Genomic DNA, 26,901 nt, shown 5'->3' with positions numbered 1-26,901 from the left:
ACGACAATATCCAAGTAACTATTCCCGGCGTTGAAACATCCGGAAATAAAGTAATCGTCCGGCCGGTATGAACGATTATGAATTGTGTGAATTAAGGATGAAATACGAACGCACGTTCTATTGACGGTATTTCTTACCTTCCGGCACCAGTCAAAGTTAGCGAATTACGTGCCATCCGTCCGGATCTCTTACGGGGCAAGGGTCGGCGAAAATCGAGCGGAAAGTCATCGGTGCGAAGTGAGGGAAAACGTTTCATCCCTGATACAGGGGAGCAGAAAAACATGAACTTCTTGCGAAAGCGGTATAAGATTTTGTCTTATTAAATTGTGCGCAAAGTTTTTAATAAACCCGTGAGAAATTCTTGCCAGGCCCGTCCCATCAGGGATTTGTGGCTTATCTGGCGCTGGCGACGATATTTGTTTCCGGGGTTTCTGGGTTATAGTAGTCTCTCAAAAACAGCACAGAATCAGACATAAAGGGTTTCGTGGAAGGGTGCAAGGTGTAACGCGCCGTGTCCCGGGGGCAACGTATCGAATTGCAAGTCCCTCTGTCGAGCGCACTGAAGAATGCGGCGGCAAACGAGCGAGGGCAACGAAGTCTGCGATGTAGCGCGAGCCTGAACTACGTGACCTTTTCAACGAACGTTGAACCAAGGATCTGAATAATGGACGTCGCTCGGCGGCAACTCATCTATGTGACTCGCGATCCAAGCGAGACGCTGTGCGCGCGATTCGAGGAGCGCGGGTGGCATATCGAAATCGTCGCGAGCGCGCGCGACACGCGCAAGGCTTTGCGCAGCGACGTGGCAACGGGCGGGCTGCTGGATTTGTCGAGTCATTTCGAATCGCATGAACTGGCGGCGTTCGAATCGTCGCTGACGATGACCAACGTGGGCTGGGTCGCGGCCACCGTGGCTGGACAACTGGAAGACGCCGCCGTGCGGCGGCTCATTCGCGACTATTGTTTCGATTACGTGACGCTGCCGACGTCGAACGACCGCATCGTTGATTCCGTCGGGCATGCGTACGGCATGGTCGCGCTGCACGACGCGGCGTCGAACGACGCGCGCAGCGAAGGCCGCGCCGAAGGCGAGATGGTCGGTTCCTGCGACGCGATGCTCGCGCTGTTCCGCTCCATCCGCAAGGTCGCGATGACCGACGCGCCCGTGTTCATTTCGGGCGAATCGGGCACCGGCAAGGAACTCACCGCGGTCGCGATCCACGAGCGCTCGGCGCGCCGCGATCAGCCGTTCGTCGCGATCAACTGCGGCGCGATTCCCGCGCATCTGCTGCAATCGGAGCTCTTCGGCTACGAGCGCGGCGCATTTACGGGTGCGAATCAGCGCAAGATCGGCCGTGTGGAAGCGGCCAACGGCGGCACGCTGTTCCTCGACGAAATCGGCGACCTGCCGCTGGAGAGCCAGGCGAGCCTGTTGCGCTTCCTGCAGGAGCGGAAGGTCGAGCGTCTGGGCGGTCACGGCTCGACGCCGGTGGACGTGCGCATCATTTCGGCAACCCACGTCGACATGCAGACCGCGATGATCGAAGGGCGTTTTCGCGCCGATCTGTATCACCGTCTGTGCGTGCTGCAGATCGACGAGCCGCCGCTGCGCGCGCGCGGCAAGGACATCGAGCTGCTGGCCAAGCACATGCTCGATCGCTTCAAGAAGGACGCGAGCCGCCGTCTGCGCGGTTTCTCGCCGGACGCGATCGCGGCGATTCACAACTATGGCTGGCCGGGCAACGTGCGAGAGCTCATCAACCGCGTGCGGCGCGCGATTGTCATGTCTGAAGGGCGTCAGATCACGGCGCGCGATCTCGAACTCGGCGAGTACGTCGAAGTGGCGCCGGTGTCGCTCGCGCAGGCGCGCGAGGCGGCCGAGCGGCAGGCGATCGAACTCGCGCTGTTGCGCCATCGCGGACGGCTGGGCGATGCGGCGCACGAACTCGGCATTTCGCGCGTGACGCTGTATCGGCTGCTGTCGGCGCACGGCATGCGTCACATCGAGGTCGATGCGCCGTCGGAGCACGCGACGCGTGGCTGACGGCGAAGTCCTCGGAATCCACCGGACGGGCGCTCGATAGCGCCCGTTTTTTTCATGCTCGTGCAATAGAGCGCGGGTACCGGGCACTTGGTAAAATTACTTCTTTACGTCTTCCGTTCGCGAAGGCGCGCGGCATACCCCCAAGGAACATCGAATGAAACAGTATCTCGAGCTCGTCCAGACGATCCTCGATACCGGCACGTGGCAGGAAAACCGCACGGGCATCCGCACGATCAGCATTCCCGGCGCGATGCTGCGTTTCGATTTGCAGCAAGGCTTCCCCGCCGTGACGACCAAGAAGCTCGCGTTCAAGTCGGCGATCGGCGAGATGGTGGGTTTCCTGCGCGCGTCGAAGAGCGCGGCGGACTTCCGCGCGCTCGGCTGCAAGGTCTGGGACGCGAACGCGAACGAGAACCCGCAGTGGCTCGAAAACCCGTACCGGCAAGGTCCGGACGATCTCGGCGATGTCTACGGCGTGCAATGGCGCAAATGGCCCGCGTACAAGCTGATCGACGCCTGCTCGGGCGACCAGATCGCCGATGCGAACGACCACGGCTATCAGGTCGTGACGAGCTTCGTCGAAAATGGACGTGAGCAGGTGTTGCTGTACAAGGCGATCGACCAGTTGCGTCAGTGTCTCGACACGATCATCGAGCGTCCCACCGACCGGCGCATTCTGTTCCACGCGTGGAATCCGGCCAAGCTCGACGAAATTGCGCTGCCCGCGTGTCATTTGCTTTATCAGTTCATCCCGAACGTGACGACGCGCGAGATTTCGCTGTGTCTCTACATCCGCAGCAACGATGTCGGGCTCGGCACGCCGTTCAATCTGGCCGAAGGCGCGGCGCTGCTGCATCTCGTCGGCCGGCTGACGGGCTACAAGCCACGCTGGTTCACGTACTTCATCGGCGATGCGCACATCTACGAGAATCAGCTCGACATGCTGCACGAGCAGCTCAAGCGCGAGCCGCTGCCGTCGCCGCAGCTGATCATCTCGGATCGCGTGCCGGATTACGCGGTGACGAAGCGCTACGAGCCGGAATGGCTGGAGAAGGTCGAGCCGAAGGATTTCGCCCTCGAAGGGTACAAGCACCACGAAGCCCTGACGGCGCCGATGGCTATCTGAGCGCGGGCGCGCAGCTTTACACGTGAAAACGCGCGGCTTCGGCCGCGCGTTTTGCGTTTACCGCGTGCGGATCGCTTGTCGACTCAACCGCGATGATGCTCGTTGTTGCCGCCGCCGCCGTGCGACTGCGGCTGCTGAGCCTGCTGCGGTTGTGGCTGCTGATGCGGCGGTTCCTGATGCTGCATCGGCGGCGGCGCCTGGCGAGTTTCCTGATGCATCGGCTGGCGCGGCGGCTCGGGGTGATATTGCGGCCGCTGCGCTTCCTGCTGCGGGTGTGGCTGAGGCATCTCGTGATGGGGTTGCGGTCGCGGTTGAGGTTGCGATTGCGGCGCGGGCATTGGTGCGCGAGGTTGCTCCACGCGTGCCTGTCGATACACATCGGGTTGCGCCTGATGTTGCTGCGGCGGCGCGTGTTGCGCGAACGCAGGTTGCGTCGACATGTTGTTCGGTGCGCCGTGTTCCGCGCGCGGGGCGTGGTCGGGTTGCGGCTGCGTCGCCATCGGCGGCTGATGCGGATGCTGCGCCGTCGGCGCCTGAGCTTGCTGCGCAGGCCGGCCCGGCTGGAATGCCTGCGATGGCATGCGCGCCTCGTTCGGCGCGGCATGTTCATGCGATGCGTCGCCGTGCCAGGCGTGCGGATCGCCGCCGAATTGCGCCATCTGCGGCGGCCGTGGCACGCCATTGCCGTGCTGCTGCATCGGCTGCACGGATTGCGAACCGCCCGGCGCGGCGGCGAAGCCCGGCCGCTGCGGTGCGCCCGACTGAGGCGGCGGCCCCGAGATCACGCTGCGGGCCGGCCCGTGCGTCGCCACCAGATGCACCTGCTCATTGCCCGCCCCGCGCTCGTTGCGATCAGGCTGCGCGAAGCGGTCGTGAAACGCCGGCGGGGCGACCGGCGCACGCGTCGCGACGACCGCACGCTCGAAGCCACCCTGCGGCGGCCGATAATCCGCGCGGCGCGCCCCCGGCGCGAGGCTGTCCCGCGTCGGCGCGATGCCCGGCGCTCCCGCGAAGAAGCGCGGATTGCGCCAGTGCGACGGATCGACCGAATAAGGCTGATGCCCGACCGGCTGGCCACGCACGAACGCGTTGGCGGGCGCGGCGGTCAGCCCGCGAGGCGCGCGATAGTTGATGTACGTCGTGTTGATGTGCGTCGAACGGTCGACATAGACATTGCGATTGACGCGTTCGTAGTAGCGCGGGCTCCATCCCTCGCGCTGCGGATGCCAGGCTTCGCCGGGTCCGAGCGGAAACCACGCGACGCCCGCCGCCGCGATGCCGCCGACCGTCAGCGCGACGTTCCAGTCGACCCCGCTGCCGCCGTCGCCGACGAACGCGACCAGCGCCGGCGAATACGCGGGCGGCGCACTCGCGGCCATCGGACCGGGCACCCAGGCCCATTGCGATCCGACATAAGCCCAGCGGCCGTAGTGATACGGCGCGAAGCCCCACGGCGCGTCGTCGATCCAGGTCCAGCCCCACGGGTCCTGCCAAGCCCAGTGGCCCTGGCGATACGGCGCCCAGTCGGCCGACACCGAATTCGGCACCCAGACCGCGCCATACGACGGGTCGTTGCGCCACGTGCCGTTGGCGTCGAGATCCTGGTAACCCGGGATATCGCGCGACACGTAGCGCGCCGAAATCGAGCGATCCTCGGCTGCGTCGCGGCTCGCGGCCCATTGGTCGAAGGCGTCGGGCGCGGGCGCGGCGTTCGCCGCCGTCTGCTGCAGACTCGTGCCCTCGAACGTGGCCTGCTGGCCGCCGGCGAGTTGCACCGCGCCGCCGTCGCCATAGACCGTGACGCCGCCGTTGCGCACCGTCACCGTCGTCGCGCGTCCATCGGGCGTGACGTCCACCCGCACGTCGCCCGGCGTCGTGAGCGCGAGCGCCGCGTTGGGCGTGTCGATTTCGTAGCGCGCGCCGGGCGGCAGTTCGCGCACGCGCGTCGACAGCGTGCCTTGCGCGACTTTCAGTTGTGCGGTGGTGTCGTCGAGCGTGAGGACGGAAAGGGCGGTCGATGAACCCAGCCGCACCGCCGTCGAGCCGATATGCAGTTCGGAGCGTGCGTTTTCGTCATTCCAGAGCTGGTCGCCCGTGGTGAGCGGCCGGTTGATCTGCGCGTAGGACCAGTCGGGCGCGCCTGCCGGTTCCGTCGTGACGGTGCCCGCCATGTAGTTCAGGCGGGCGATGCGCCCGGGCGGATCGCCCGCGCTGGCCTGCTCGGCCGCGACGGGCGTCGTCTGCGCGAACGCGGTGAGCCCCGATGTCGAAAGCAGCGCGCATGCGCACAGCGTGGCGGCGGCGATAGTCCTGATTTTCATTCTGGTCTCCGATGGTCGCGCAGTCCGCGCAGCCTTCGGATCAATGTATCGCCGGCGCTTGTATCCGTACGATGCCGTTTGTAACCGCGCGCAGGTGCGCGTAACAAAGCTTTATCACGCGGCTTTATCGGTCCGGCAGGAAACGGTTGAAGTGCGACACAAGATTACCTTCGATAAAACAATACCCCGGTTCGGTTATCTGGCATCTCTTATGATGAAGTGCCGGCGGCATGTGCCGCCGAATTCAGTGGTCGCGATTTTGTTCGCAGCCGCTACATATCACGAGAAGTCTGGATTTTCCATGTTGAAGAAAAGCGCTCGATTCCCTCTGCGCACCCTGTTGTCAGCTTCCATGGCGGCCGGTGCGCTGTTGCTGTCCTTAGGTGCGACCAGCGCATACGCGGTCGACTCGGAAGTCTGCGGCTATCTGATGGAACGCTACTCAATAACACCCTATCGCAGTTGGGGCCGCGCTACCGACGACGTTCAACGGGTCTGGGACGACTCCGACTGCAATCACAAAATCTGCCGATATATGCAGACCAAGTACAACGTCATTCCCCATAGATCATGGGGCTCGTTGCCGAGTTATTTGCAGAAAGTCTGGGATACCCCGGAGGTGAGCTGCAATAACCACGCAATGTAGGCTCGAACATCGTCGGCTGTTGGATTGACGATTCCGTTATACCCGCCGTAACCGCACCCCTCACCGATCGGCCAGGAAGGCGTCGAAATGCCGGTGGCCCGCCGGCGTCACGCGCAGCACGCGGCGCTTCGCCGTGGGCTCGATCCAGCCGCGCGACTCGCAGGCTTCGAGAAACGCGGCGCCGAGCGCGCCGCCCAGATGCGGCCGCCGCTCGCTCCAGTCGATGCATGTGCACGCGAAGCGTCGCCGTCGCGCCCGCTGCGCTGTCAGGTCGATGCCGAGTTCGGCGAAAGCCGCCGCGCCTTCGGGCGTCGCGTCGAGCGCGGTCGGGCCGTGCGCCGGTGCATGGCCGTCATCGGCGGCGAGCCAGTTGCGGGCGATCATGCCGTCGAAGAGCTGCACGGCCAGTTCGCCCGCCAGATGGTCGTAGCAGGTGCGCGCGTAGCGCATCTCGACCGGTACGGCGGAAGGCGGGCGCTCGGGCTCGCGTTGCGGCGCGCTGGCGCGCGCGAGATTGGCGAGCGCTTCGATGGCCGCGGCGATGTCCGGCGTCGCGATGCGGTAGTAACGATGCCGCCCGCTGACCTCGAGCGCGAGCAGTCCGCCATCGGTCAGGCGCGCGAGATGACCGCTCGCCGCCGACGGCGACAGCCCCGCGATCATCGTCAGTTCGCCCGCGGGGCGCGCGGTGCCGTCCATCAGCGACCAGAGCATCGCGGCGCGGCCCGGGTCGGCGATCAGCGCGCCGATGCGCGAAAGTCCGGGAAAATGGCGCGCGCGAGAATCGAGGTCGTCGAGAGCGGGGTTCATGGCGAGGTCCGTTGCAGGCGAAGTAATCGATTCGTCCACTCTAGCGCGACTTTGCAACCGACGTTTCACCACGCGCCGAAATGTCGATGCATGAAGCGCGGCGCTAGAATGGCCGCTGGCACTTTGAAGCAGCAAGGGGGATTCCCATGTCCAGAGTCATTCTCGCGAGCGTGCTGGGCGCGCTGATGCTCGTCGCGGGCTGCGCGGGCGCGCCGTCGTCGTCGGCGGGCGGAGGCGGCAGCATCACGATGTACGGCACCATCGATCAGGGCATCTCCGTCCACGATTGAATATTGCCGACCCTATAATCGGCATTCATTCGCGCACCAGACGGGCATCTCATGAATACGCCGACCTCATCTCCCATTCCCGCGGTTCCCAAGAGCCGCGCCGAAACCACGTTCCGTTTTCTTGCCGAGCCGACCTCGGTCAATTTCGGCGGCAAGGTGCATGGCGGCGCGCTGATGAAATGGATCGACGAAACCGCCTACGCCTGCGCCGCGATGTGGTCCGGACGCTACGCGGTGACGGTGAGCGTCGGCAATATCCGCTTCCGGCGGCCGATTCTGGTCGGCAATCTGGTGGAGTTGCGCGCGCGCGTGGTCACGACGGGGCGCACCAGCATGCATATCCACATTTCCGTGCATGCGGGCGATCCGAAAGTCGGCGAGCTGCAGCAGACGACCGATTGTTTGATGGTGTTCGTCGCCGTTGATGAAAAGGGCCAGCCGACGCCCGTGCCGTCGTTCGTGCCCGAAACGGAAGAGGAAAAGCGCCTCGCCAGGTACGCGATGGACGTGAAGGACGCGCTCGACGCGATCGTCGAGCTGAAGCCGGAGGAGGTGGCGGCGGGGAAGGTTTGAGCCCGCCGCCTGTTCTGGCGAAAAGCTCGCCTACTTCTCCCCGACCATATCGCCCGGCCTGACCCACTCGTCGAACTGCTGCTCGGTCACGTGACCGAGCGCGAGCGCGGCGGCTTTCAGCGTCGTGCCTTCCTTGTGCGCCTTCTTCGCGATCTGCGCGGCCTTGTCATAGCCGATGTGCGGATTGAGCGCCGTCACCAGCATCAGCGATTCGTTCAGCAGGCTATCGATGCGCTTCTCGTTCGGCTCGATGCCCACCGCGCAGTTGTCGTTGAAGCTCAGCGCGCCGTCGGCGAGCAGGCGGACCGATTGCAGCACGTTATGCGCGATCATCGGCCGGAACACGTTGAGTTCGAAGTTGCCGCTCGCGCCGCCGAAGTTCACCGCGACATCGTTGCCGAACACCTGGCAGCACAGCATCGTGACGGCTTCGGATTGCGTCGGGTTGACCTTGCCCGGCATGATGGAGCTGCCCGGCTCGTTCTCGGGAATCGACAGTTCGCCGAGTCCGCAGCGCGGCCCGCTCGCAAGCCAGCGGATGTCGTTGGCGATCTTCATCAGGCCCGCCGCCACCGTTTTCAGTGCGCCGTGCGCCGCGACGAGCGCATCCGCTGCCGCCATCACCTCGAACTTGTTCGGCGCGGTTTCGAAGGGCAGGCCGGTGAGCTTGCCGATCGCCGCCGCCACCTTCTTCGCGAATTCCGGATGCGCGTTCAGTCCGGTGCCGACCGCCGTGCCGCCCTGCGCGAGCTGATACAGATGCGGCAGCGTCGCCTCGACGTGCCGGATGCCCTGATCGAGCTGCGCGACATAACCCGAAAACTCCTGCCCGAGCGTGAGCGGGGTTGCGTCCTGCAGATGCGTGCGGCCGATCTTCACGATCTTGTCGAATGCTGTCGACTTCTTCGCGAGCGTGTCGCGCAGCGTTTTGAGCGCCGGAATCAGATGCTGGTTGATCGCCACCGCCGCCGCGACGTGCATCGCGGTCGGGAACACGTCGTTCGACGATTGCCCACGGTTCACGTCGTCGTTCGGATGCACGAGGCGCTCCTCGCCGCGCTGCCCGCCCATGATCTCGCTCGCGCGATTGGCGATCACCTCGTTGAGGTTCATGTTGGTCTGTGTGCCCGAGCCGGTCTGCCACACGGCGAGCGGGAATTCGTCCGGATGCTTGCCGTCGATGACCTCCTCGGCCGCCTGCATGATCGCCTTCGCCTTCTTCGAATCGAGCACCTTCAGCCCTTCGTTCACCTCGGCCGCCGCGTGCTTGATGATCGCGAGCGCGGTGATCAGTTCGGGTGACTGCTTTTCTGTCGAAATCTTGAAGTTTTGCAGCGAACGCTGCGTCTGTGCGCCCCACAGCTTGCCGTTCGGCACCGCAATCTCGCCGAACGTGTCCTTCTCCATCCGTACGTCGCCTTTCGCGTTCTGTGACATGGCCTGAATCCTCCACGGAGTTGGATCAAAGTTGCTTGTCGACGGGCAGCAGCATGAACAGGCCCGTCATCGCGTTGCGATAAAACCCGGCCTCGGGATCGAAATTGTAGGTGACGAGGCTGTCGTTTTCCTCGGTGGTCCAGACGAGCCCCGATTGCGGCGCGCCCGTGCGCCTCAGTTCCTCCGTGACCGCCGCGCTCGCCAGTTGCACCTGCCAGCTCACTTTGGGCGAGATGCCATGCTCGAACAACTGCGCGGCCTCTTGGGCGATCGGCTTGCTGTGGATCACGAGCGCGAGTTCGGTGTTGAGCTTCGCCGAGCGCGGATCGAGATTCATGGAGCCGATCACGAGAATACTCCGATCGATCACATAGGCCTTCGCATGCAGGCTCGCGCGCGACTGCGAGCCGAACAGGCCGGCGCGCGGCGAGCCTTCGCCTTCGCCCTGGATCGGCTTGAATTCGTACAGTTCGACGCCGCTTCGCAGCATCGGAATACGGTAAGGCGCGTAGCCGGCCTGGACCGCGACGGCATCGGTGGCGGCGAGCGAATTGGTCAGCACCGCGACGCGCACATGGCGCTTCGTCAGAGCGGCGAGGGCCTTCACCCCCGCGTCGTGCGGGACGAAGTAAGGCGACAGAATCAGGAATTCGCTCTGCGCGTCCTTCAGCAGCTCGACGAGGCGCGTCATCGGCGGGCTCTTGTAGTCGTCGCTCGGATGCTCGATCTTCCCCGGCGAATCGGCCCAGAATTCCGTCGGCGCCCACACGAGGCCCATCTCCCCGCGCGAGATCTGCTGCGCGAGCGGCGTCGCGTTGAGCGGTTTCGCGTTCAGCGGATCGGCCTGCTGGCGCCAGTGCGCGCGCAGGTCGTCGCGGGTTTTGTCGAGCTCGGACGGGTCGAACTTCTGCTTGTTCAGCGCGCGCAGCGGGTACGCGAGCGAACTGTTCCAGTAGTCGTCGAAGCTCGCGGAGATTTTCTGCGTGACCGGGCCGGCGGCGAACACGTCGAGATCGCGGAACTGCAGCGTCGGGCTCGCGCTGAAGTATTCGTCGCCGAGATTGCGGCCGCCGACGATCGCGATCTGGTTATCCGCGATCATCGCCTTGTTGTGCATGCGGCGCGTGAAGTGGTTCAGCTTCGTGAAGAAGTTCTGCGTACGCTCGGAGAAACTGCGCTGCGCGCTGCCGAACGGGTTGAACACGCGAATCTCGATCTTGTCGTGTGAATTGAGCGCCGCCATGATCTGGTCGATGTCCTTGAAGTTCAGGTCGTCGACCAGCATGCGCACGCGCACGCCGCGATCCGCCGCATGCAGGGCCGCGCCGAGCAGCAGCTTGCCGGTGTTGTCCTCGTTGGCGATGTAGTACTGCATGTCGAGCGTCTTCGTCGCCGCCCGCGCCAGCGCGATGCGCGCCTGCAGCGCGTCCGTGCCGGTGGGCAACAGGCGTACGGCCGACTGGTCCGGATGTTGTCGCTCCAGTGGCGCGAGCGCGATTTCGAGCGGCGTCGCGTCGGACGCTGGCAGCGCGTGACTCGGCGGACGATCGAACGCCGTCGCGGGTGGACGCGTCGCGCAGGCGGCGACGAGCGTCGCGAGCAAGAGTGACGTGACCACGTTGCGCGCGGCGGCCCTGAATCCATGTTTCGGCGTGACGCGTGTTTCGATGTCTCCGTGTTCCGCGTCACGCGATGCGGCTTGCACCATCCCCCGGCTTTCCGACACTTCGATTCCTCGTTTTAGTTGTGCTGATCCGGCACGTCCCGATGTCTCGGGCGAACGTCGCGATGAAGCAAGGTGCGTTCTCGCGCCGCGCGTCTCGAAATTATTTTATGGGAAATCGGAAAAGGGCCGTGCGGAGGCCCGCGCGCCGCACAGGAAATGCAGTGAACGGACGAAAAAAAGCCCGCTGGCTGAGAGCGGGCTATAACCCCTGTCACAGATGTCTCAAGGAGGAGACGGCTTCATCCTAGCAATGCGCACCGGGCCGACCAACCAAGCATTCGTGCTTTGCAAATCGGCGCGGGCGTCGTGTGCTTATCAGGCGTGGCCGTGCGGCGCGGCGCTCGTAGCGTCGGCGTCGTCGGGTTTCGGCGCGACGCCCGTTTCGATGAACCTCCGGCTGATGCGATGAAACCGCAAGGTCATCAGCACGGCGACGCTCGCCAGACCCGCCGCGAGCCCCCACCACAACCCCTTCGCGCCCAGTTCGAAGTGGAACGCCAGCACGTAGCCGGTCGGAAAGCCTACGCCCCAGTAGCCGAACGCGGCCGCGAGCATCGGAATGCGGGTGTCTTTCAGTCCGCGCAGGCAGCCGGAACCGACCGTCTGCATGCCATCGACGATCTGGAAGACCGCCGCCACGCCGAGCAGCGAGGCCGCGAGCGCGACGGTGTGCGCGTTGGCGGGATCGTCGAGATGCAGATACAGGCCGACGATCACGCGCGGCACGGTGAGCAGCACGAGCCCCGAGCACATCATGAAGCCGACGCCCAGCGCCAGCGCGACGAAGCCCGCATGGCGCGCGGCGAGCGGCACGCCCGCGCCCGCCCAGTAGCCGACGCGCACGTTGGCCGCCTGGCCGATCGCGAGCGGCACCATGAACGCCACCGACGCCACGTTGAGCGCGATCTGGTGCGCGGCGAGCGGCGCTTCCCCGAGCAGGCCGACCATCATGCCGGTGGCGAGAAAGAGCGTCGATTCGACGCCGTAGGTGATCGCGACCGGCCAGCCGATGCCGAACAGTTCGCCCATGAGCGGCAGGCGCGGTCGCGTGCGCGTCACGAAATGCTTGTAGCGCGGCCGCAGATGCAGGAACGCGACGAGCGCGATGGCAATGCCCCAGACGGTGATCGTGGTCGCCGCCGCCGAGCCGAGGAAGCCTTCGCGCGGCAGGCCGTAAGCGCCGTGGATCAGCCCGTAGTTGAGAAAACCGTTGACGAACACGCCGCCGATCGACACCCACAGGAGCCTGCGCGCCGCGCCGATCGCGGGCAGAAACGCGCGCATCATGCCGACGCCGATCAGGCTGCCCGGCGTCCCCCAGCGCAGCACCGCGCAGTATTCGCCGACGTTTTTCGCAAGCGTCGCCGGTTCGTGGAACGCGAGCAGGATCGGCTCGGCGTAGCTCAGCAGCACGAACGCGGGCACGGCGAGCAGCAGCGACAGCACGAAGCCCGTCCAGTAGATGCTTGGCACGCGCTCTTCGGCGTTCGCGCCGCGCGCATGCGCGACCGACACGGAAACCGACGTGAGCACGCCCTGCAGCAGCGTCACCACGACGAAGAACAGATTCGCGCCGAGGCCGCCGGCGGCGAGCGCATCGGGGCCGAGCGAGCCGAGCAGGATGGTGTCGGTGACGCCCATCGCCATTTGCGAGAGCTGCGCGATGGCGAGCGGCGCGGCGAGACGCGCCGTGTCGACGGCATGGCGCGAAATGCTCGGCGGTCCTTGATGCGTGCGTTGCGCGCGCGTGACTTGGGGTTGCATGGTTGAGCGGAAACGAAACGAACAGACCGCAGCGAAGTGCGGCCGGACTGGAACGCGAGGGGAAAAGCGGAGCGCGATGCGAAACACGCGCTGACGGAACGACCGACGCTAAAAACCCGGCGCTGAAACCAGAACGAAAGCGACTAGCTTATTGCGTCGCGCGCGGCGTGTCGATGACGCGCTGACTTATGGCCGGGTTTTGGCAAACGCGCGGCGCATGCGCGCAAGCTCAGTCCGGCGCGCGCACGTGGATGGTCTGGCCGTCGAGCTTCACCTTCTGGCCCGCGCGGATCTTGCAGGTCTTGCGCAGTTCCACTTGGCCGTCGACGGTGACGTCGCCCATCGAGACGCGCGCTTTCGCGGAGCCGCCGCTGTCCGCGAGACCCATCAGCTTGAGCAGATTGTGAAGTTCGACGTAGTCGCCCGTGAGCGTGAATTGGAGTGGCGGCATGGGACAGCGAGGCGCAAAGCAGAGGAAAGACGTCAATGATAAACCAGCGCCGGGCATGCACCGTGCTGTTGGATCGCCAGGACCGGTAACGGGAATGTCAGCACGCTGTCTGGCAACGGTTGGCAAAACAACGGTTGGCAAATGTAGCCAGATGAAACCGTCGGTAACAATGACTGGTTCTTGCGAACTCGGGTGAATTCCCGCCGGTCCGAACGTTTGATCGATGCAGCTTCGGTCATCTTTCCAATCGACAAAAGTCGCGCGTTATTCCATTTGAGCGCGACGCCAACTAAAGAGAGGACTAGCTCATGACTCGTGCACGAATCCTGTTGATCGGTTCCGCCATCGCCACGTTTGCCGCATCGGGCGCTTACGCGCAAACCACGGCACAGCCGCAGCCGATGCAGCCCCAGACCATGCAGCCGATGCAGGCCGCGCCCGGCGCCGCCGCACCGGGGCAAATGCCCGTGCAAGCCCAGCAGCCGGTGACGCCGGCGCAGCAGAACCTGGTCGCCCCGGCGCCGACCGATCCGCTCGTCCAGCGCCGCAACGCCAACGCGCAGGCGAACGCCGAATACAAGGCGTCGAAGAAGGCGTCGAAGGCCGAGCTTGCGGCGCAGAGCAAGCAGGCCAAGGCGCAATACAAGGAAGAGGTCAAGAACGCAAAGGTCAATCGCAAGGCGGACAAGGACGCCGCGAAGGCGGAATTGAACGCCACCGAGCCGAACGCGCCGAAGGACGCGGGCTTGCAGCACTGAGCCTGATGATTAGCCGCGAGGCCGCTGGATGCCGGTCTCGCGGCATCGAAAAAGGGAGAACGACATGAAATACAAGACCAACGCGATCCTGGCCGCGCTCGTTGCGGGAACGCTTGCGAGCGTAAGCGCGGCGTCATTCGCGCAAACGAACTCCGATACACCGACGGCCGCCGATCAGAAGGCCGCGAAGGAGCAGAGCAAGGCCGACAAGAAGGCAGCCGTCGCGCAGGCCAAGGCCGACAAAAAGAAGACGGAAGCCCAGTCCGAAGCCAACGAAGCCGCCGCCGACGCGAAACTGAAGAACGCAAAGAAGGCGGAATAACACCGTTTTCTTAAGCGACGCGAGCTCGGTTCGTTGGGAGAACCGGGCTCGCTGCTTTTGGGGCCAAAAGCCCAGTCGGGCCAAGGGCTTGCGCGTGCGGGTTGTATGGATATACAGTGTGCGTCACTCTTTTCCCGCCGCCCGAATCTCTCGTGCTCACGCTTCCCGACACCGACTCCGCCGCCTCCGAAACCACCGCGAAGGAAGTTGCCGACTACCTCGCGAAGCTCAACGAAGCGCAGCGGCGGGCGGTGGAATTCGGCGTCGAGGAACCGGGGCGTTGCGGCGGGCCGCTGCTCGTCATCGCGGGCGCGGGTTCGGGCAAGACCAATACGCTCGCGCATCGCGTCGCGCATCTGCTTGTGAAGGGCGCCGATCCGCATCGCATTCTGCTGCTCACCTTTTCGCGCCGCGCGGCGCTCGAAATGACACGGCGCGTGACGCGCATCGCGGCGAACGCGCTGGGAAAGCGCAGCGCCATCGCGCAGGGTCTCACGTGGTCTGGCACGTTTCACAGCGTCGGCGCGCGCCTGTTGCGCGATTACGCGGATCTTGTCGGGCTGGCGCCGTCGTTCACGATCAACGACCGCGAGGACTCCGCCGATCTCATGAACCTCGTGCGGCACGAACTTGGGCTTTCGTCGAAGGAGAAGCGTTTTCCGGCCAAGTCGACGTGCTTCTCGATCTACTCGCGCGTGGTGAACACGGGCGCATCGCTCGCCACCGTGCTCGATCAGTCGTATCCGTGGTGCCGTGAATGGGAAGCGGATCTGAAGCGTCTGTTCGCCGCCTACGTCGCCGCGAAACAGGCGCAAAGCGTGCTCGATTACGACGATCTCCTGCTCTACTGGTCGCATCTCGCGGCGGAGCCATCGGTGGCGGCGGATCTCGCGAGCCGCTTCGACCATGTGCTCGTCGACGAATATCAGGACACCAACCGCCTGCAGGCCTCCATCCTTTTGTCGATGAAACCGGACGGGCGCGGCCTCACCGTCGTCGGCGACGACGCGCAGTCCATCTATTCGTTTCGCGGCGCGACGGTGCGCAATATCCTCGATTTCCCCGGCCACTTCGAGCCGGCCGCCGCGACCGTCACGCTCGATCGCAACTATCGTTCGACGCAACCGATTCTCGAAGCATCGAACGCGGTGATCGGCATGGCGAGCGAGCGCTACACGAAGAATCTCTGGACCGACAAGGCATCGGCGCAAAAGCCGCGCGTCGTAAGCGTCGCGGATGAAGCGGATCAGGCACGCTATGTCGTGGAAAAAGTGCTCGAAGCGCGTGAAGGCGGCATGAAGCTCAAGTCGCAGGCCGTGCTGTTTCGCGCCGCGCATCACAGTGCGACGCTCGAAATCGAACTCACGCGGCGCAACATTCCGTTCGTGAAGTTCGGCGGCCTCAAGTTTCTCGATTCCGTTCATGTCAAGGATGTGCTCGCGGTGCTGCGCTGGGCCGAGAATCCGCGCGACCGCGTCGCGGGTTTTCGCGTCGCGCAGTTGTTGCCCGGCATCGGGCCGGCGATCGCGGGGCGTTTGCTGGACAGCGTGAGCGCGCCCGAGGCGGTGGCGTCGAACGCGATCAAGGCGTTTGCCGCGCCCGCCAAAGCCAGCGAGGACTGGCCGCGCTTCGTCGGCATGATGGCGAAGCTGTGCGGCCGCGAATCCGGCTGGCCCGCCGAATTCGAGATGATCCGCCGCTGGTACGAGCCGCATCTGGAGCGCAATCACGAGGACGCGGCGATCCGCATCGGCGATGTGTTGCAGATGGAAAGCATCGCGGCGACCTATGCGACGCGCGAGCGTTTCCTCACCGAACTGACGCTCGATCCGCCCGACGCGACCAGCGACGAATCCGGCGTGCCGATGCTCGACGAAGACTATCTGATCCTCTCGACCATCCATTCGGCCAAGGGCCAGGAATGGCGGAACGTGTTCGTGCTGAACGGCGTGGACGGCTGCATTCCGTCCGATCTGGGCACGGGCAGCGACGAGGAAATCGATGAAGAGCGGCGGCTTTTATACGTCGCGATGACGCGCGCCAAGGAAGACCTGCACATCGTCACGCCGCAGCGCTTCTACGTGCACAACCAGACGCATCTGGGCGACCGCCACGTGTGGGCGCAGCGCACGCGCTTCATTCCGCAGCATCTGATGCCGCACTTCGATGCTGGCGCGTGGCCGCCGGTGGTCGCACCCGCTGCGCCGACGGCGGCGGGGCTGGCGGCGGCCGCGAAAGCGAAGATCGATATCGCGGCGCGCCTGAAGGGAATGTGGGACTAAAACGCGTGTTCAGCGCGGCGCGCGTGACGCTCGCGGCGGGCGCGGCGACGGCGCGAAGATGCTGCGCAGCCACGCGGCGAAGCGCGTGAAGCCGTCGTACGGCTCCTCGACGAACAGTTCCGGCCGCAGCGAGCGCAGATACTCCAGCACCTGCTGCGCTTCCTGCTTCTGGATCGAGCCATAGAAAATGCCCAGGCGCAGCAGACAGCGCAGTTCGCCGAGCTTCTCGCGCGCCGTCGAGCCGACACTCGTTTCCACCGAAATCTTCGTCTCATACACGCGCTGACGCAGCGAATCCGCGAGACGCCACGCGGGCGTCTGCATCTTTTCCTCGACTTCGCGAATGTCCGCCGCCGCCGACTTGATCTGCGAGGCGAGCATGTCCACCTGCGACACGTCGCCCTTGGCTTCGGTGACGATGGCCGTCGCCCATGCGCGCGACGCGTTGATGAGATCCTCGGCCGTCCAGTCGGCGCGGATCGCAAACGCGAAACCATGCTCCGCCGCCTGCCGGATCAGGATCTCGACGACATCCGGAAATTCCTTGTCGAGCGCCCGCTTGGCCCACGCGTACTGGCCGTGCGTGAGCATGCGCTGCACCGCCTGCTCGGTGAGCGGCGTGTTGTTGTCGAGCAGCTTCGCGCGCAGGAAGTCCTCGAACGACGGCGTGACGAATTGTGGATCCAGCTTCAGCGACAGTCGTAGAAACGCTTCGAAGTCGCGATGCAGCGAAGCGATCGTCTCGTCGCGAAACGAAAGTGTGATTTGACGCATGTTGGTTCCCGGTTCCGCCCTTCGGTCGCCCGATGGCGGGAAATGCTTGCGGCGCCGCTGTTCAGGCGGAGTCCATTCGTTTCTGATATCGGCGCGCGTACCGGGAACTTGAGGTTTTTTCGAGGGTTTTTGAAAGCCGTTTGCGTAGCGATGGCTGGAAAACGTTTAGCGCAGCACCGCGAACTGCCAGACGAAGAAGACGGCGAGCGAAATCGCGATCGTCACGAGCGGCCGTTTCGTGAGCGCGCACACGATTATCGCGACCAGCGCAGCCACCAGTTGCGGATTGCGCCAGGTGATTTCGGCACCGTTGCCGTGCGGCGAGACGGTCATCGGCACGATGATCGCGGTGAGCACCGTCACCGGCACAAACGAGAGCGCTGTGCGCACCACCGGCGGAAACGGCAGGCGATCGCCCAGGATGAACACGGCGGCGCGGATCCCGAAGGTGACCGCCGCCATGCCGAGGATCAGGGTGACGTAGTTCATTGCGTGCGCTCCCTGGCGTTCTTCACGCGATGCTTCGTGCCCTTGGCCTGCGGGCGGTTTTCCATCAGCGTGAGCACCATGCCGACCGCCACGCCCACCATCACCGCCGCGAGTAGCCCGAGCTTGTACGGCCAGCCTTGCCACGCGAACGACAGCACGCCAGACGCCACCGCCGCCGCGATGAAACGCACCGCCACCAGTTGCGGCACGATGATCGCGATGAAAGTCGCGACCATCGCGAAGTCGAGGCCGAGCGATTTGAGACCGGGAAACGCCGCGCCGAACAGCAAGCCGAGAAGCGTCCACAACTGCCAGTTCAGATACATCGCGACGCCCGAGCCGAAGAAGTAATGCGGACCGGTCTCGCCCGGTGCGCGCTTCTGGTAATGCGCGTAGGCGACGGCGAACACTTCGTCGGTGAGCACGCCCGCGAGCGCCCAGCGCCAGCGGCGCGGCAGATGGGCGACGTACGGCGCGAGCGTCGCGGAATAGAGCACGTGACGCAGATTGACGACGAGCGTCGTCGCCCAGATCACGGCGAAGCTCGCGTGGGAAGCGATCAGACCCGTGGCGATGAACTGCGCCGAGCCCGCGAACACCACGAGCGACATGAGCTGGCCGTGCCAGAGCGTGAGCGGGCTCGCGGTGACGAGCGTGCCGAAGATGACGCCGAAGGGCGCGGCCCCGACCATCATCGGGATCGTGTCGCGGGCGCCGGCGGCGAATTCGCGCCACGCGAGAGCCGATGATTGCGCGGACGACGGTTGTGCGGGCATTGCTTTCAAGATTTCCTCCTATGGAAGCGAGGATACGAAAAAAGGCGGCCGGAATGCTTGTACGTTCTTGCGCTTTTGCCGCGGCGGCCGTGCGTGTGGATCAACGGTAACGGCCCGGCGGCACGCCGAACGCGCGCTTGAAATGGCGCGTGAAATGGCTTTGATCGGTGAAGCCGCTCGCCGCCGCGACATCGGTGACGGATGCGCCCGCGCGCAACGCCGGCAGCGCGCGCACGATGCGCATCTGGTTGCGCCACGCGTGCGGCGCGAGGCCGGTTTCGCGCGTGAAGAGCCGCGCCGCGTGGAAGGTCGAGAGGCCGACCGTCCGCGCCAGTTCGGCGAGCGTGACGGGTTCGACGAGATCGTCGGCGAGGCGCGATTTCATCGTTGCGACGCGATGCGCGTCGGGCGCGAGCGAGGCCAGGTCCGGACGCGTCAGCGCGTGCCGGCCGATGAGCGTCGTCACGGCATCGACGAGGGCGAGTTCCGCGGCCAGAGGATCGGCGCCGCCTTCCAGCAGGCCATGCGCGCACACCAGACGACGGGCGAGATCGGTATCGCGGATGATCTCATCGGGAAACCAAAGAGATGATTCGTGCCGTCCGGACATGTCGCGCGCGAGCGCTTCGACGAACGGCACCGGAAGATAGAACACGCGGTAACGCCAGCCCGCGTCGACCGCGCGCGCGCCGGTGTGCACCTCGCCCGGGTTGATTACCGGCACCGAGCCCGTTTCGGCCACGTGATGCGCACCGCGATAGTCGTAGCATTCCGCGCCGGCCTCGATCACCGGAACCGTGTAGGCGTCGTGCCAGTGCGGTGTGAATTCGTGGTCGTAATACTCGGCCGTGACCATGTCCGCGTCCGGCACGAGCGGCGAGCGCCAGTAGCGTGCGGCATTGCGGAAATGGGCGGCGGTCATGGCGGGGGATTTCGAGACGGGCGGAATGCGCCAGTTTACAACTTTGCTTCGTCCCGAGCCGGACAGTTGCGCGTCACTTCACCGGTATGGTCGTGCCTTCCGGCACCGGCACGGCGGTCACGCTGTTTTTCGGGCTGCCCGTGGCGATGCGGTCGCTGTAGGTCAGATAGACGAGCGTGTTGCGCTTGGCATCGACGATACGCACCACATGCAGCGTCTTGAAGATGAACGACATGCCGGCGGAGAACACATCGGTCTTTTGCTTGAGCGGCTGGGTGATCTTGATCGGCGCGACCTGGCGACAGGCGATCGACGCTTCGCTCGGATCTTCGGCGATGCCCAGTGTTCCTTTCACGCCGCCGGTCCGCGCCCTCGACACGTAACAGGTGACCCCCTGGACAAGCGGATCGTCATAAGCCTCGACGGTCACGCGATCCGAGCCGGTGAAGCGGAAGTTGGTGTTGACGCTGGCAATTTCCTCCGCGTGCGCGAGTCCCGCGCCGAGAAGTGTTGCGAGCGATGCGGCGAGGGCGAGAGCGGAGCGTTTCATCGCGAACCTTCGGAAAAGAGAAAGGGCGTCGTATTGTATCGACGCCCTGGCTCCGTTGATGCATCGCGTGCGCTTTCGCTTTTGGTCAGTGGAAGATCAGATAGAGAATCACCAGCACCACGACCGGCACACCGAGCAGCCATCCGAGTAGGTAAGGCATGTCGTTCTCCTTCGCGTCTTGGTTTTGACGATTCCAGTATCGCGGGGAAGCTGCGAGCGCGTTAGCGGTGCACGTCCGAAATACGTGTAGGCGACGTCCTATTGGGGCTTTCTCGATGCTTACGGATTCGTAATGTGATCGGACTTAAGCGGCACGGCTCGCTTTCGCCGGCCGGTCGCGATAAAGCGCTCGCACATAGTCCAGATGCGCACCCGCGCACTCGCGCGCCCGCGCCGGATCGCGCGCGACGATCGCCTCGAAGATCGCGCGGTGCTGCGCGAGCAGATTCGCTTCGACCTCGTCGTCGTAGTCGACGAGACGGTGCGACGTGAGCATCGATTCGCGCATCAGCTCATTGAGGCCGTGCATCACGTGCGTGAGCGCCACATTGTGCGTCGCGTCCGCGATCGCCAGATGAAATGCCGCGTCCTTTTCCGCGATGCGCGTGCTTTTCCCGGCGACGGCGGCTTGCAGCGCATCGAACGCCTGCGCGATGCGCGCGAGGTCCTCTTCAGTCGCACGCTCGGCGGCGTAGGCGGTCGACAGCGACTCAAGGCCGTGGCGCAGTTCCAGCACATCTGCGCTGGCGTTCGGCTGCGCTTCGAGCAGCGCCGCGAGCGGATGCGACACGAGCGGCGCGGTAACGTCCGACACCACGAAACCGCCGCGTCCCGCCGCGCGGATGAAACCGTCGGATTCGAGCCGGATCAGCGCCTCGCGCAAGGACGGACGCGACACGTTCAACTGTTCCGCCAGATCGCGCTCGGCGGGCAGACGCTGGCCGGGCAGCAGCGTACCGTTCGAGATCAGTTCCCGGATCTGCCCGGACACGACGTCGGAGATGCGTACGCGAGCGTAAGAATGCGAGTGGACGGGCTGGAAGGTCATCTTCGATGCAATTGAGGGGTAAAACTCCGGAATGCCCCGAGTTTGACACGAAAGAGCCATCTCATTAAAGTCTTGGTCAGACCAAGCTTACCAAAAATCTCCGCTCAACTTCTCATCGGACTCCATGAAAGTCGCCCTGTTCGTTCCCTGTTTCATCGACGCGTTCTATCCGCAAGTCGGAATCGCCACGCTCGAATTGCTCGAGCGTCTGGGGCTGGACGTGGATTATCCGCAGGACCAGACCTGCTGCGGCCAGCCCATGGCCAACAGCGGCGCGCACAAGGAGGCGGCCGGCGCCGAGCGCGTGTTCGCCCGCAATTTCGCCGACTACGATTACGTGGTCGGGCCTTCCGCGAGTTGCACGCATCACGTGCGCGAGCATTTCACCTCGATCGAGCAGACCAGCGACGTGCAGAAGGTGCGTCGCAATACCTATGAACTCGTCGAGTTCCTGCACGACGTGTTGAAGGTGCGCGAATTCCCGTGGGCCGAGTTTCCGCATCGCGTAGGGTTGCACAACAGTTGCAGCGCAGTGCGGCATCTGCGCGAGACATCGAATTCGGAAGTGGCGGGCACGCCGTATTCGAAGCCGCGCGCGCTGCTCGACGGCGTGAAGGGCATCGAGTTCGTGACGCCCGCGCGTCCCGACGAATGTTGCGGCTTCGGCGGCACGTTTTCGGTGACGGAGGAAGCCGTGTCCGTGCGCATGGGACAGGACAAGGTGCGCGATCACGTCGGCGCGGGCGCGGAGTACATCGTCTCGGGCGACATGTCGTGCCTGATGCATCAGCAAGGTTGCGCGGAACGCATGAAGCTCGATGCGAAGTTCATCCACATCGCGCAGGTTCTGAACGGAGTGCGAGGATGAGCAAACCCGTGAGCAAGACCGTTCGGATCGATCACGCGAAAGCCGCGGGCGCGTTCCTGCAGAAGCCCGATCATGTCGCGTTTCACGACAAGCGCCTGTGGGACCTGCGTTCCAAGCGCGACGCGCAGGCGCACGGCATTCCCGAATGGGAGACGATGCGTGATCTCGCATCGGCCATCAAGGAACACACGCTGTCCAATCTCGCCGATTACATCGCACAGTTCGTCGATCAGGCGGAAAAGAACGGCGTCGTCGTGCATTTCGCCGCCAATGCGCAGGAACACAACGAAATCGTCTACCAGTTGATGAGCGCACGCGGCATGACCTCGCTCGTCAAAAGCAAGTCGATGCTCACCGACGAATGCTACATGCGCGACTATCTCGAGCCGCGCGGCATCACGGTCATGGAGACCGATCTGGGCGAGCGCATCCAGCAGCTCGATCATCAAGACCCGAGTCACATGGTCGTGCCGGCCGTGCACAAGTTGCGCGCGGACGTGGCCGAACTGTTCGGCAAGACCATCGGCACCGATCCGAAGAATAGCGACATCCACTATCTCGCCGAAAGCCAGCGCATGAACACGCGGCCGTATTTCGTGCGCGAGAAGACGGCGGGCATGACCGGCTGCAACTTCGCGGTGGCGGACACGGGCACGGTCGTCGTGTGCACGAACGAGGGCAACGCGGATCTTTCCGCGAACGTGCCGCCGCTGCATATCGCATCGATCGGCATCGAGAAGCTGATTCCGAGCGTCGCCGATCTCGGCGTGTTCGTGCGCATGCTGTCGCGCAGCGCGCTCGGCTCGCCGATCACGCAATACACGTCGCACTTTCGCGCGCCGCGTCCAGGCACGGAGATGCACTTCATCCTCGTCGACAACGGCCGCTCCGAACGCCTCGCGATGGATGACTTCTGGTTCTCGCTCAAGTGCATCCGTTGCGGCGCTTGCATGAATACGTGCCCGGTGTATCGGCGAAGCGGCGGGTTGTCCTATGGCGGCACGTATTCCGGGCCGATCGGCGCGATCATCAATCCGACCTACGATCTCAAGCGCTATAGCGCGCTGCCCTTCGCCTCGACGATGAACGGCAGTTGCACCAACGTCTGTCCGGTGAAGGTGAACATTCACGAGCAGATTTACAAATGGCGCGCGGTGATCGCGGAAAAGCATGAAGTGCCGTTCGTGAAGCAGGAAGTGCTGAAGATGGCGGGGCGCCTGCTCGCGAGTCCGACGCTTTATCGCGCAACGGTGGCGTCGCTCGGCGGAGCGCTGAAGCGGCTGCCCAATTTCGTGCTGTACAACCCGCTCAACATCTGGGGACGCGGGCGCGACCTGCCCGAAGCGCCCGCCGAGACCTTTCACGAGTGGTACAAGAAAAACAGGAAGCCTGCCAAATGACGACTCGCGAAGCGTTTTTATCGAAGATTCGCGCGGCGCAACCGGCGTCGCGGCCGCGTCCCGATGTGCCCGTTTTTCCATCGCCCGAAGGCGGCCTGCGCGAGCGCTTCACAGCCGCGCTCGCACCGATGGGCGGAACGTGCATTGAAGCGTCTTCGCTCGATGAAGTGAAAGCGATGATCGCCTCGCGTTTCGGCCCCGATGCGATCGTGGCGTCGGCGGTGCCCGGGATCGAAGGCAATCGCGCGTTGTCGGCGGACACCGTGCCTGCGTCGCTCGAAGATGTCGATGTGGGCGTCGTAAGGGCGCGCTTTGGCGTGGCGGAGACGGGCTCGGTGTGGTTCAGCGAGCGGGAATACGTGGTGAACGCGATCGGCTATCTCGCGCAACATCTCGTCGTGTTGCTCGATCCGGCGCAGATGGTCGAAGGTTTGCAGCAGGTGTACCGGCGCGACGATTTCAAGTCCGCGCGTTACGCGACCCTCGTGACCGGACCGTCGGCGACGGCCGATATCGAAGGCGTATTGATTCGCGGTGCGCAGGGCGTACGCTCGCTGACGGTGGTCTGGTTGGCCTGAAAGATCACTATCGCCGGAAAATGGCCACCGCGATGCCGAACAGCAGCCACTTCACGAAGAAATACACGGTCCGGTTCCACGCTTCCAGCCGCTTGCCAACGAGCCGGAGGGCAGAAAAACAAAAAGCCCAGTCTTTCGACTGGGCTTTTTACTGAAGCCTTTTGGCTCCCCGACCTGGGCTCGAACCAGGGACCTACGGATTAACAGTCCGGCGCTCTACCGACTGAGCTATCGGGGAACATCTACAGCAGAGAAGCGAAATTATAGGGGGCTGCCGCCAGCGTGTCAACGCTCAATCTTCATTCGATACGCATTTTGTTGCAATCGACGAGGACCAGGAACGCGAACGCCGCCGATCAACGCTCAAGCAGATTGAGCTTGTCCTTGACGTCCTTGAACTCGTCCGCTTCCGGCAGCGATCCTTTGGTCTTGGTGATGCTCGGCCAGTTGCGCGCGAGATCGGCGTTGAGTTCGGTGAAGTGCTGCTGGTCCGAGGGCACGTCCTCTTCGGCGTAGATCGCGTTCACCGGGCATTCGGCCACGCACACGGCGCAGTCGATGCATTCGTCCGGATCGATCGCGAGAAAGTTGGGACCTTCGCGGAAGCAATCCACCGGGCACACGTCCACGCAATCGGTGTACTTGCACTTGATGCAGCTTTCGGTCACAACGTGAGTCATTCAGGCTCCTGCATGCGGAATTCGTGGGGGCAACGCCCTGGGCGGCTACATGGGCCGGGAGGTGCGCTTGCCGAAACGCATATTGTAGCGTAACGGTAAAAGCGGGCGCACGCGCGGCGCGGCGCGCCTTATATAGATTCGTGATTAATGTATGCGGCGTCGCGAGAGGCCGGCCGTGCGTCATGCCGATGCGCACATTCGGGTAACATGACCCTAAAGGCACAAAGGCTCGCGGCCAATTCGCGTGGATGTTCCAGTCAGAACCATGATCATCAATTCGCTGCTCGATACCGACCTCTACAAGTTCACCATGATGCAGGTCGTGCTGCATCATTTCCCCGCGGCGCACGTCGAATATCGCTTCCGCTGCCGCACGCCCAACGTCGATCTCGTGCCGTACATCGACGAGATTCGCGACGAAGTGCGCCAGCTCTGCAACCTGCGCTTCGAGGAAGAGGAGCTCGACCATCTGCGGCGCATGCGCTTCATCAAGAGCGATTTCATCGACTTCCTCGCGCTCTTTCATCTGAACGAGAAGTCCATCCGCATCTCGCCGTCGCCGAAGAAAAATGGCGAAATCGATATCGAAATCGAAGGGCCGTGGCTGCATACGATCCTTTTCGAAATTCCCGTGCTGGCGATCGTCAACGAAGTCTATTTCCGCAACACGCAGCGCAAGCCCGAGTTCGAAACCGGCCGCGAGCGCCTGCGCGACAAGATCAAGCTGCTCGCCACACCGCCCGAATATTCCGACTGCAAGATCGCCGATTACGGCACGCGCCGCCGCTTCTCGGGCCAGTGGCACGAAGAAGTCGTGCTGACGCTGAAAGACAAGCTCGGCGCGCAGTTCGCCGGCACGAGCAACGTCTTCTACGCGATGAAGCACGGTCTGCGGCCGCTCGGCACGATGGCGCACGAATACTTGCAGGCATGTCAGGCGCTGGGGCCGCGCCTGCGCGATTCGCAGATCTTCGGCTTCGAGATGTGGGCGAAGGAATATCGCGGCGACCTGGGCATCGCGCTGTCGGATGTGTACGGCATGAAGGCGTTCCTGCGCGACTTCGACATGTACTTCTGCAAGCTCTTCGACGGCGCGCGCCACGATTCCGGCGATCCGTTCGACTGGGGTGAGCGCCTGCTCAAGCATTACGAAGAAAACCGCTGCGACCCGCGCACCAAGGTGCTCGTGTTTTCCGACGCGCTCGACATCCCGAAAGTGCTGCAACTGTACGAGCGCTTTCGCGGACGCTGCCAGCTCGCATTCGGCGTCGGCACGAACCTCACCAACGATCTCGGCTATCAGCCGCTGCAGATCGTCGTCAAGATGGTCCGCTGCAACGGTCAGCCGGTAGCGAAGCTCTCGGATTCGCCGGGTAAGAACATGTGCGATGACAAGGCTTATCTCGCCTATCTGCGTCAGGTATTCGGCATCGAGCAGCCGGTCGAGGAAAGCTGAGCGCGCTTTTTGCGCGTTCGTCCTAGGCCATTCGGCCGAGGTTCGTGCGTGGGGATCGCTCGCTATAATTCGTACGCGTCGCTGATCTGCCCGACGCGCACGCATTCCACGCACGCAACCAAAAGGACGGCACCATGGATACATCGGCCGCGCGCCGCAATATTCTCGCGCGCATACGCAGTGCGCAGGGCCGTCACGGCACGTCGACGGATGCCGAGCGCGCGGCGGCGGACGACTACGTGACGCGTCATCCCGCCGGGCCGCGTCCGCCGCTGCCACAAACGCGGGACGAACTGATCGCGCGTTTCCGTCTGGAAGCCGAGCGTCTTGCCACGACCGTCGCCGAAGTCGAAGCGCTCGACGACGCGCCGCGTGAAGCCGCGCGCTATCTCCAGTCTCTCGATCTTTCCACCGATGTCGTCGCGTGGCCCGCGCTCAGCACGCTGCCGTGGACGCAGGCGGGCATCAATGCGTCGCTGCGCAGACCCGAGGACGCAGATCTCGTCGGCATCACCGGCTGTTTCTGCGCGACGGCCGAAACCGGTTCGCTCGTGCTGCTGTCCGGCGTCGAGACGCCCGCATCCGGCGCGCTTCTGCCGGAGACGCATATCGCCGTCGTGCCGGCCTCGCGTGTCGTCGCGGCGCACGAAGACGCGTTTGCGCTCATCCGTGCCGAGCGGGGCGAGTTGCCGCGCGCGGTGAACTTCGTGTCGGGACCGTCGCGCACGGGCGATATCGAGCAGACCATCGTGCTCGGGGCTCACGGGCCGTATCGCGTGCATGTGATCGTGGTGCGCGGGGCCTGAGCCC

The 26,901-nt window shown here is 64.1% G+C and carries 26 protein-coding genes, 1 tRNA gene and 1 pseudogene; 13 read left to right on the top strand and 15 right to left on the bottom strand.

The annotated features are described in order from the left end of the window. Positions 1–664: 664 nt before the first annotated feature. Positions 665–2,044 carry a sigma-54 dependent transcriptional regulator gene (locus tag AWB79_RS31385; RefSeq protein WP_061171338.1) on the top strand — a complete coding sequence of 460 codons (1,380 nt, stop codon included), beginning with the start codon at positions 665–667 and terminating at the stop codon, positions 2,042–2,044. 154 nt (positions 2,045–2,198) lie between these two features. Further along, a complete protein-coding gene (locus AWB79_RS31380; protein WP_061171337.1) occupies positions 2,199–3,170 on the top strand; it encodes a thymidylate synthase in 972 nt (323 codons plus the stop codon). 83 nt (positions 3,171–3,253) lie between these two features. Here AWB79_RS31380 and AWB79_RS31375 read toward each other — a convergent pair whose 3' ends face one another. After that, a complete protein-coding gene (locus AWB79_RS31375) occupies positions 3,254–5,491 on the bottom strand; it encodes a DUF6600 domain-containing protein (protein WP_061171336.1) in 2,238 nt (745 codons plus the stop codon). On the opposite strand from AWB79_RS31375, the gene AWB79_RS31370 reads away from it, so the two are divergent. After that, positions 5,463–6,137, top strand: a complete 675-nt coding sequence (locus tag AWB79_RS31370) for a hypothetical protein (protein ID WP_157695890.1) — start codon at positions 5,463–5,465, stop codon at positions 6,135–6,137. The genes AWB79_RS31375 and AWB79_RS31370 overlap by 29 nt on opposite strands. Positions 6,138–6,197: 60 nt before the next feature. Here the strand turns inward: AWB79_RS31370 and AWB79_RS31365 are convergent, their stop codons facing one another. Continuing rightward, complete coding sequence (locus tag AWB79_RS31365; protein WP_061171334.1) at positions 6,198–6,947, bottom strand: ArsR/SmtB family transcription factor; 750 nt, start codon at positions 6,945–6,947, stop codon at positions 6,198–6,200. 146 nt (positions 6,948–7,093) lie between these two features. Between AWB79_RS31365 and AWB79_RS40220 the strand changes: the two genes are divergently transcribed. Then, positions 7,094–7,237, top strand: a complete 144-nt coding sequence (locus AWB79_RS40220; RefSeq protein WP_198399135.1) for a hypothetical protein — start codon at positions 7,094–7,096, stop codon at positions 7,235–7,237. 51 nt (positions 7,238–7,288) lie between these two features. Then, positions 7,289–7,810, top strand: a complete 522-nt coding sequence (locus AWB79_RS31360; protein ID WP_061171333.1) for an acyl-CoA thioesterase — start codon at positions 7,289–7,291, stop codon at positions 7,808–7,810. Positions 7,811–7,840: 30 nt separating this feature from the next. On the opposite strand, the gene fumC is transcribed toward AWB79_RS31360, so the two are convergent. The 4 genes from fumC to AWB79_RS31340 form a co-directional block, all read right to left on the bottom strand. Further along, complete coding sequence (gene fumC / locus AWB79_RS31355) at positions 7,841–9,247, bottom strand: class II fumarate hydratase (RefSeq protein ID WP_074169459.1); 1,407 nt, start codon at positions 9,245–9,247, stop codon at positions 7,841–7,843. A gap of 25 nt (positions 9,248–9,272) precedes the next feature. Then, positions 9,273–10,955: a phospholipase D family protein gene (locus AWB79_RS31350; RefSeq protein WP_232471079.1), complete on the bottom strand. Its 1,683-nt coding sequence runs from the start codon at positions 10,953–10,955 to the stop codon at positions 9,273–9,275. A gap of 333 nt (positions 10,956–11,288) precedes the next feature. Beyond that, entirely contained in the window at positions 11,289–12,737 is a 1,449-nt protein-coding gene (locus AWB79_RS31345; protein WP_061171331.1) for an MATE family efflux transporter, read from the bottom strand. A gap of 229 nt (positions 12,738–12,966) precedes the next feature. After that, on the bottom strand, positions 12,967–13,188 hold the full coding sequence (locus tag AWB79_RS31340; protein WP_061171330.1) for an RNA-binding S4 domain-containing protein: 222 nt from the start codon (positions 13,186–13,188) through the stop codon (positions 12,967–12,969). Between the two features lie 308 nt (positions 13,189–13,496). Between AWB79_RS31340 and AWB79_RS31335 the strand changes: the two genes are divergently transcribed. From AWB79_RS31335 to AWB79_RS31325, 3 genes are all read left to right on the top strand, one after another. After that, positions 13,497–13,946: a hypothetical protein gene (locus AWB79_RS31335; protein WP_061171329.1), complete on the top strand. Its 450-nt coding sequence runs from the start codon at positions 13,497–13,499 to the stop codon at positions 13,944–13,946. Positions 13,947–14,010: 64 nt separating this feature from the next. Then, positions 14,011–14,268 carry a hypothetical protein gene (locus tag AWB79_RS31330; RefSeq protein WP_061171328.1) on the top strand — a complete coding sequence of 86 codons (258 nt, stop codon included), beginning with the start codon at positions 14,011–14,013 and terminating at the stop codon, positions 14,266–14,268. Positions 14,269–14,420: 152 nt separating this feature from the next. Further along, entirely contained in the window at positions 14,421–16,550 is a 2,130-nt protein-coding gene (locus tag AWB79_RS31325) for an ATP-dependent helicase (protein ID WP_061171327.1), read from the top strand. Between the two features lie 9 nt (positions 16,551–16,559). Here the strand turns inward: AWB79_RS31325 and AWB79_RS31320 are convergent, their stop codons facing one another. The 6 genes from AWB79_RS31320 to AWB79_RS31295 all read right to left on the bottom strand — a co-directional run bounded on the left by AWB79_RS31320 (position 16,560) and on the right by AWB79_RS31295 (position 21,109). Beyond that, complete coding sequence (locus tag AWB79_RS31320; protein ID WP_061171326.1) at positions 16,560–17,324, bottom strand: DUF4088 family protein; 765 nt, start codon at positions 17,322–17,324, stop codon at positions 16,560–16,562. A gap of 165 nt (positions 17,325–17,489) precedes the next feature. Next, the gene (locus AWB79_RS31315; protein WP_061171325.1) at positions 17,490–17,813 is read right to left on the bottom strand and encodes a branched-chain amino acid transport AzlD family protein; all 324 of its coding nucleotides are present in this window, start codon (positions 17,811–17,813) and stop codon (positions 17,490–17,492) included. Further along, the gene (locus AWB79_RS31310; protein ID WP_061171324.1) at positions 17,810–18,589 is read right to left on the bottom strand and encodes an AzlC family ABC transporter permease; all 780 of its coding nucleotides are present in this window, start codon (positions 18,587–18,589) and stop codon (positions 17,810–17,812) included. Before AWB79_RS31310 ends, AWB79_RS31315 begins: the two co-directional genes overlap by 4 nt. 100 nt (positions 18,590–18,689) lie before the next feature. Then, positions 18,690–19,511 carry a helix-turn-helix transcriptional regulator gene (locus tag AWB79_RS31305; RefSeq protein WP_061171323.1) on the bottom strand — a complete coding sequence of 274 codons (822 nt, stop codon included), beginning with the start codon at positions 19,509–19,511 and terminating at the stop codon, positions 18,690–18,692. A gap of 73 nt (positions 19,512–19,584) precedes the next feature. Beyond that, on the bottom strand, positions 19,585–20,061 hold the full coding sequence (locus AWB79_RS31300) for a CreA family protein (protein ID WP_061171322.1): 477 nt from the start codon (positions 20,059–20,061) through the stop codon (positions 19,585–19,587). Positions 20,062–20,365: 304 nt separating this feature from the next. Further along, entirely contained in the window at positions 20,366–21,109 is a 744-nt protein-coding gene (locus AWB79_RS31295; RefSeq protein WP_061171321.1) for a FadR/GntR family transcriptional regulator, read from the bottom strand. A gap of 124 nt (positions 21,110–21,233) precedes the next feature. Between AWB79_RS31295 and AWB79_RS31290 the strand changes: the two genes are divergently transcribed. The 3 genes from AWB79_RS31290 to AWB79_RS31280 are packed head-to-tail and all read left to right on the top strand — an operon-like array spanning position 21,234 to position 23,955. Beyond that, positions 21,234–21,977 (top strand): (Fe-S)-binding protein, encoded by a 744-nt coding sequence (locus AWB79_RS31290; protein ID WP_061171320.1) that lies wholly within the window; start codon positions 21,234–21,236, stop codon positions 21,975–21,977. Continuing rightward, positions 21,974–23,377, top strand: coding sequence for a lactate utilization protein B (locus tag AWB79_RS31285; protein WP_061171319.1), 1,404 nt, complete (start codon positions 21,974–21,976; stop codon positions 23,375–23,377). Before AWB79_RS31290 ends, AWB79_RS31285 begins: the two co-directional genes overlap by 4 nt. Then, positions 23,374–23,955, top strand: coding sequence for a LutC/YkgG family protein (locus AWB79_RS31280; protein WP_061171318.1), 582 nt, complete (start codon positions 23,374–23,376; stop codon positions 23,953–23,955). Before AWB79_RS31285 ends, AWB79_RS31280 begins: the two co-directional genes overlap by 4 nt. A 7-nt stretch (positions 23,956–23,962) precedes the next feature. Here the strand turns inward: AWB79_RS31280 and AWB79_RS41105 are convergent. From AWB79_RS41105 to fdxA, 3 genes and pseudogenes are all read right to left on the bottom strand, one after another. Further along, positions 23,963–24,067: pseudogene (locus tag AWB79_RS41105) on the bottom strand (lipid A hydroxylase LpxO); the annotation flags it as partial. Between the two features lie 50 nt (positions 24,068–24,117). Continuing rightward, positions 24,118–24,193: transfer RNA gene (locus tag AWB79_RS31275), tRNA-Asn, on the bottom strand. 118 nt (positions 24,194–24,311) lie between these two features. Next, entirely contained in the window at positions 24,312–24,635 is a 324-nt protein-coding gene (gene fdxA, locus AWB79_RS31270; RefSeq protein ID WP_061171317.1) for a ferredoxin FdxA, read from the bottom strand. A gap of 265 nt (positions 24,636–24,900) precedes the next feature. Here fdxA and pncB point away from each other — a divergent pair, with 265 nt between their 5' ends. Both pncB and AWB79_RS31260 read left to right on the top strand, forming a co-directional pair. Beyond that, entirely contained in the window at positions 24,901–26,091 is a 1,191-nt protein-coding gene (gene pncB / locus AWB79_RS31265; RefSeq protein WP_061171316.1) for a nicotinate phosphoribosyltransferase, read from the top strand. Positions 26,092–26,225: 134 nt separating this feature from the next. Next, on the top strand, positions 26,226–26,897 hold the full coding sequence (locus AWB79_RS31260) for a LutC/YkgG family protein (RefSeq protein WP_061171315.1): 672 nt from the start codon (positions 26,226–26,228) through the stop codon (positions 26,895–26,897). The last annotated feature ends 4 nt before the right edge of the window (positions 26,898–26,901 follow it).

Source organism: Caballeronia hypogeia, assembly GCF_001544875.2.
GTDB lineage: Bacteria > Pseudomonadota > Gammaproteobacteria > Burkholderiales > Burkholderiaceae > Caballeronia > Caballeronia hypogeia.
This window is presented reverse-complemented; position numbering and strand designations above follow the sequence as displayed.

Bases quoted from the DNA above. Each gene is read 5' to 3' on its own strand.
- AWB79_RS31385 (WP_061171338.1), top strand. From the start codon at position 665: ATGGACGTCGCTCGGCGGCAACTCATCTATGTGACTCGCGATCCAAGC.
- AWB79_RS31380 (WP_061171337.1), top strand. From the start codon at position 2,199: ATGAAACAGTATCTCGAGCTCGTCCAGACGATCCTCGATACCGGCACG.
- AWB79_RS31375 (WP_061171336.1), bottom strand. From the start codon at position 5,491: ATGAAAATCAGGACTATCGCCGCCGCCACGCTGTGCGCATGCGCGCTG.
- AWB79_RS31365 (WP_061171334.1), bottom strand. From the start codon at position 6,947: ATGAACCCCGCTCTCGACGACCTCGATTCTCGCGCGCGCCATTTTCCC.
- AWB79_RS40220 (WP_198399135.1), top strand. From the start codon at position 7,094: ATGTCCAGAGTCATTCTCGCGAGCGTGCTGGGCGCGCTGATGCTCGTC.
- AWB79_RS31360 (WP_061171333.1), top strand. From the start codon at position 7,289: ATGAATACGCCGACCTCATCTCCCATTCCCGCGGTTCCCAAGAGCCGC.
- fumC (WP_074169459.1), bottom strand. From the start codon at position 9,247: ATGTCACAGAACGCGAAAGGCGACGTACGGATGGAGAAGGACACGTTC.
- AWB79_RS31350 (WP_232471079.1), bottom strand. From the start codon at position 10,955: ATGGTGCAAGCCGCATCGCGTGACGCGGAACACGGAGACATCGAAACA.
- AWB79_RS31345 (WP_061171331.1), bottom strand. From the start codon at position 12,737: ATGCAACCCCAAGTCACGCGCGCGCAACGCACGCATCAAGGACCGCCG.
- AWB79_RS31340 (WP_061171330.1), bottom strand. From the start codon at position 13,188: ATGCCGCCACTCCAATTCACGCTCACGGGCGACTACGTCGAACTTCAC.
- AWB79_RS31335 (WP_061171329.1), top strand. From the start codon at position 13,497: ATGACTCGTGCACGAATCCTGTTGATCGGTTCCGCCATCGCCACGTTT.
- AWB79_RS31330 (WP_061171328.1), top strand. From the start codon at position 14,011: ATGAAATACAAGACCAACGCGATCCTGGCCGCGCTCGTTGCGGGAACG.
- AWB79_RS31320 (WP_061171326.1), bottom strand. From the start codon at position 17,324: ATGCGTCAAATCACACTTTCGTTTCGCGACGAGACGATCGCTTCGCTG.
- AWB79_RS31315 (WP_061171325.1), bottom strand. From the start codon at position 17,813: ATGAACTACGTCACCCTGATCCTCGGCATGGCGGCGGTCACCTTCGGG.
- AWB79_RS31310 (WP_061171324.1), bottom strand. From the start codon at position 18,589: ATGCCCGCACAACCGTCGTCCGCGCAATCATCGGCTCTCGCGTGGCGC.
- AWB79_RS31305 (WP_061171323.1), bottom strand. From the start codon at position 19,511: ATGACCGCCGCCCATTTCCGCAATGCCGCACGCTACTGGCGCTCGCCG.
- AWB79_RS31300 (WP_061171322.1), bottom strand. From the start codon at position 20,061: ATGAAACGCTCCGCTCTCGCCCTCGCCGCATCGCTCGCAACACTTCTC.
- AWB79_RS31295 (WP_061171321.1), bottom strand. From the start codon at position 21,109: ATGACCTTCCAGCCCGTCCACTCGCATTCTTACGCTCGCGTACGCATC.
- AWB79_RS31290 (WP_061171320.1), top strand. From the start codon at position 21,234: ATGAAAGTCGCCCTGTTCGTTCCCTGTTTCATCGACGCGTTCTATCCG.
- AWB79_RS31285 (WP_061171319.1), top strand. From the start codon at position 21,974: ATGAGCAAACCCGTGAGCAAGACCGTTCGGATCGATCACGCGAAAGCC.
- AWB79_RS31280 (WP_061171318.1), top strand. From the start codon at position 23,374: ATGACGACTCGCGAAGCGTTTTTATCGAAGATTCGCGCGGCGCAACCG.
- fdxA (WP_061171317.1), bottom strand. From the start codon at position 24,635: ATGACTCACGTTGTGACCGAAAGCTGCATCAAGTGCAAGTACACCGAT.
- pncB (WP_061171316.1), top strand. From the start codon at position 24,901: ATGATCATCAATTCGCTGCTCGATACCGACCTCTACAAGTTCACCATG.
- AWB79_RS31260 (WP_061171315.1), top strand. From the start codon at position 26,226: ATGGATACATCGGCCGCGCGCCGCAATATTCTCGCGCGCATACGCAGT.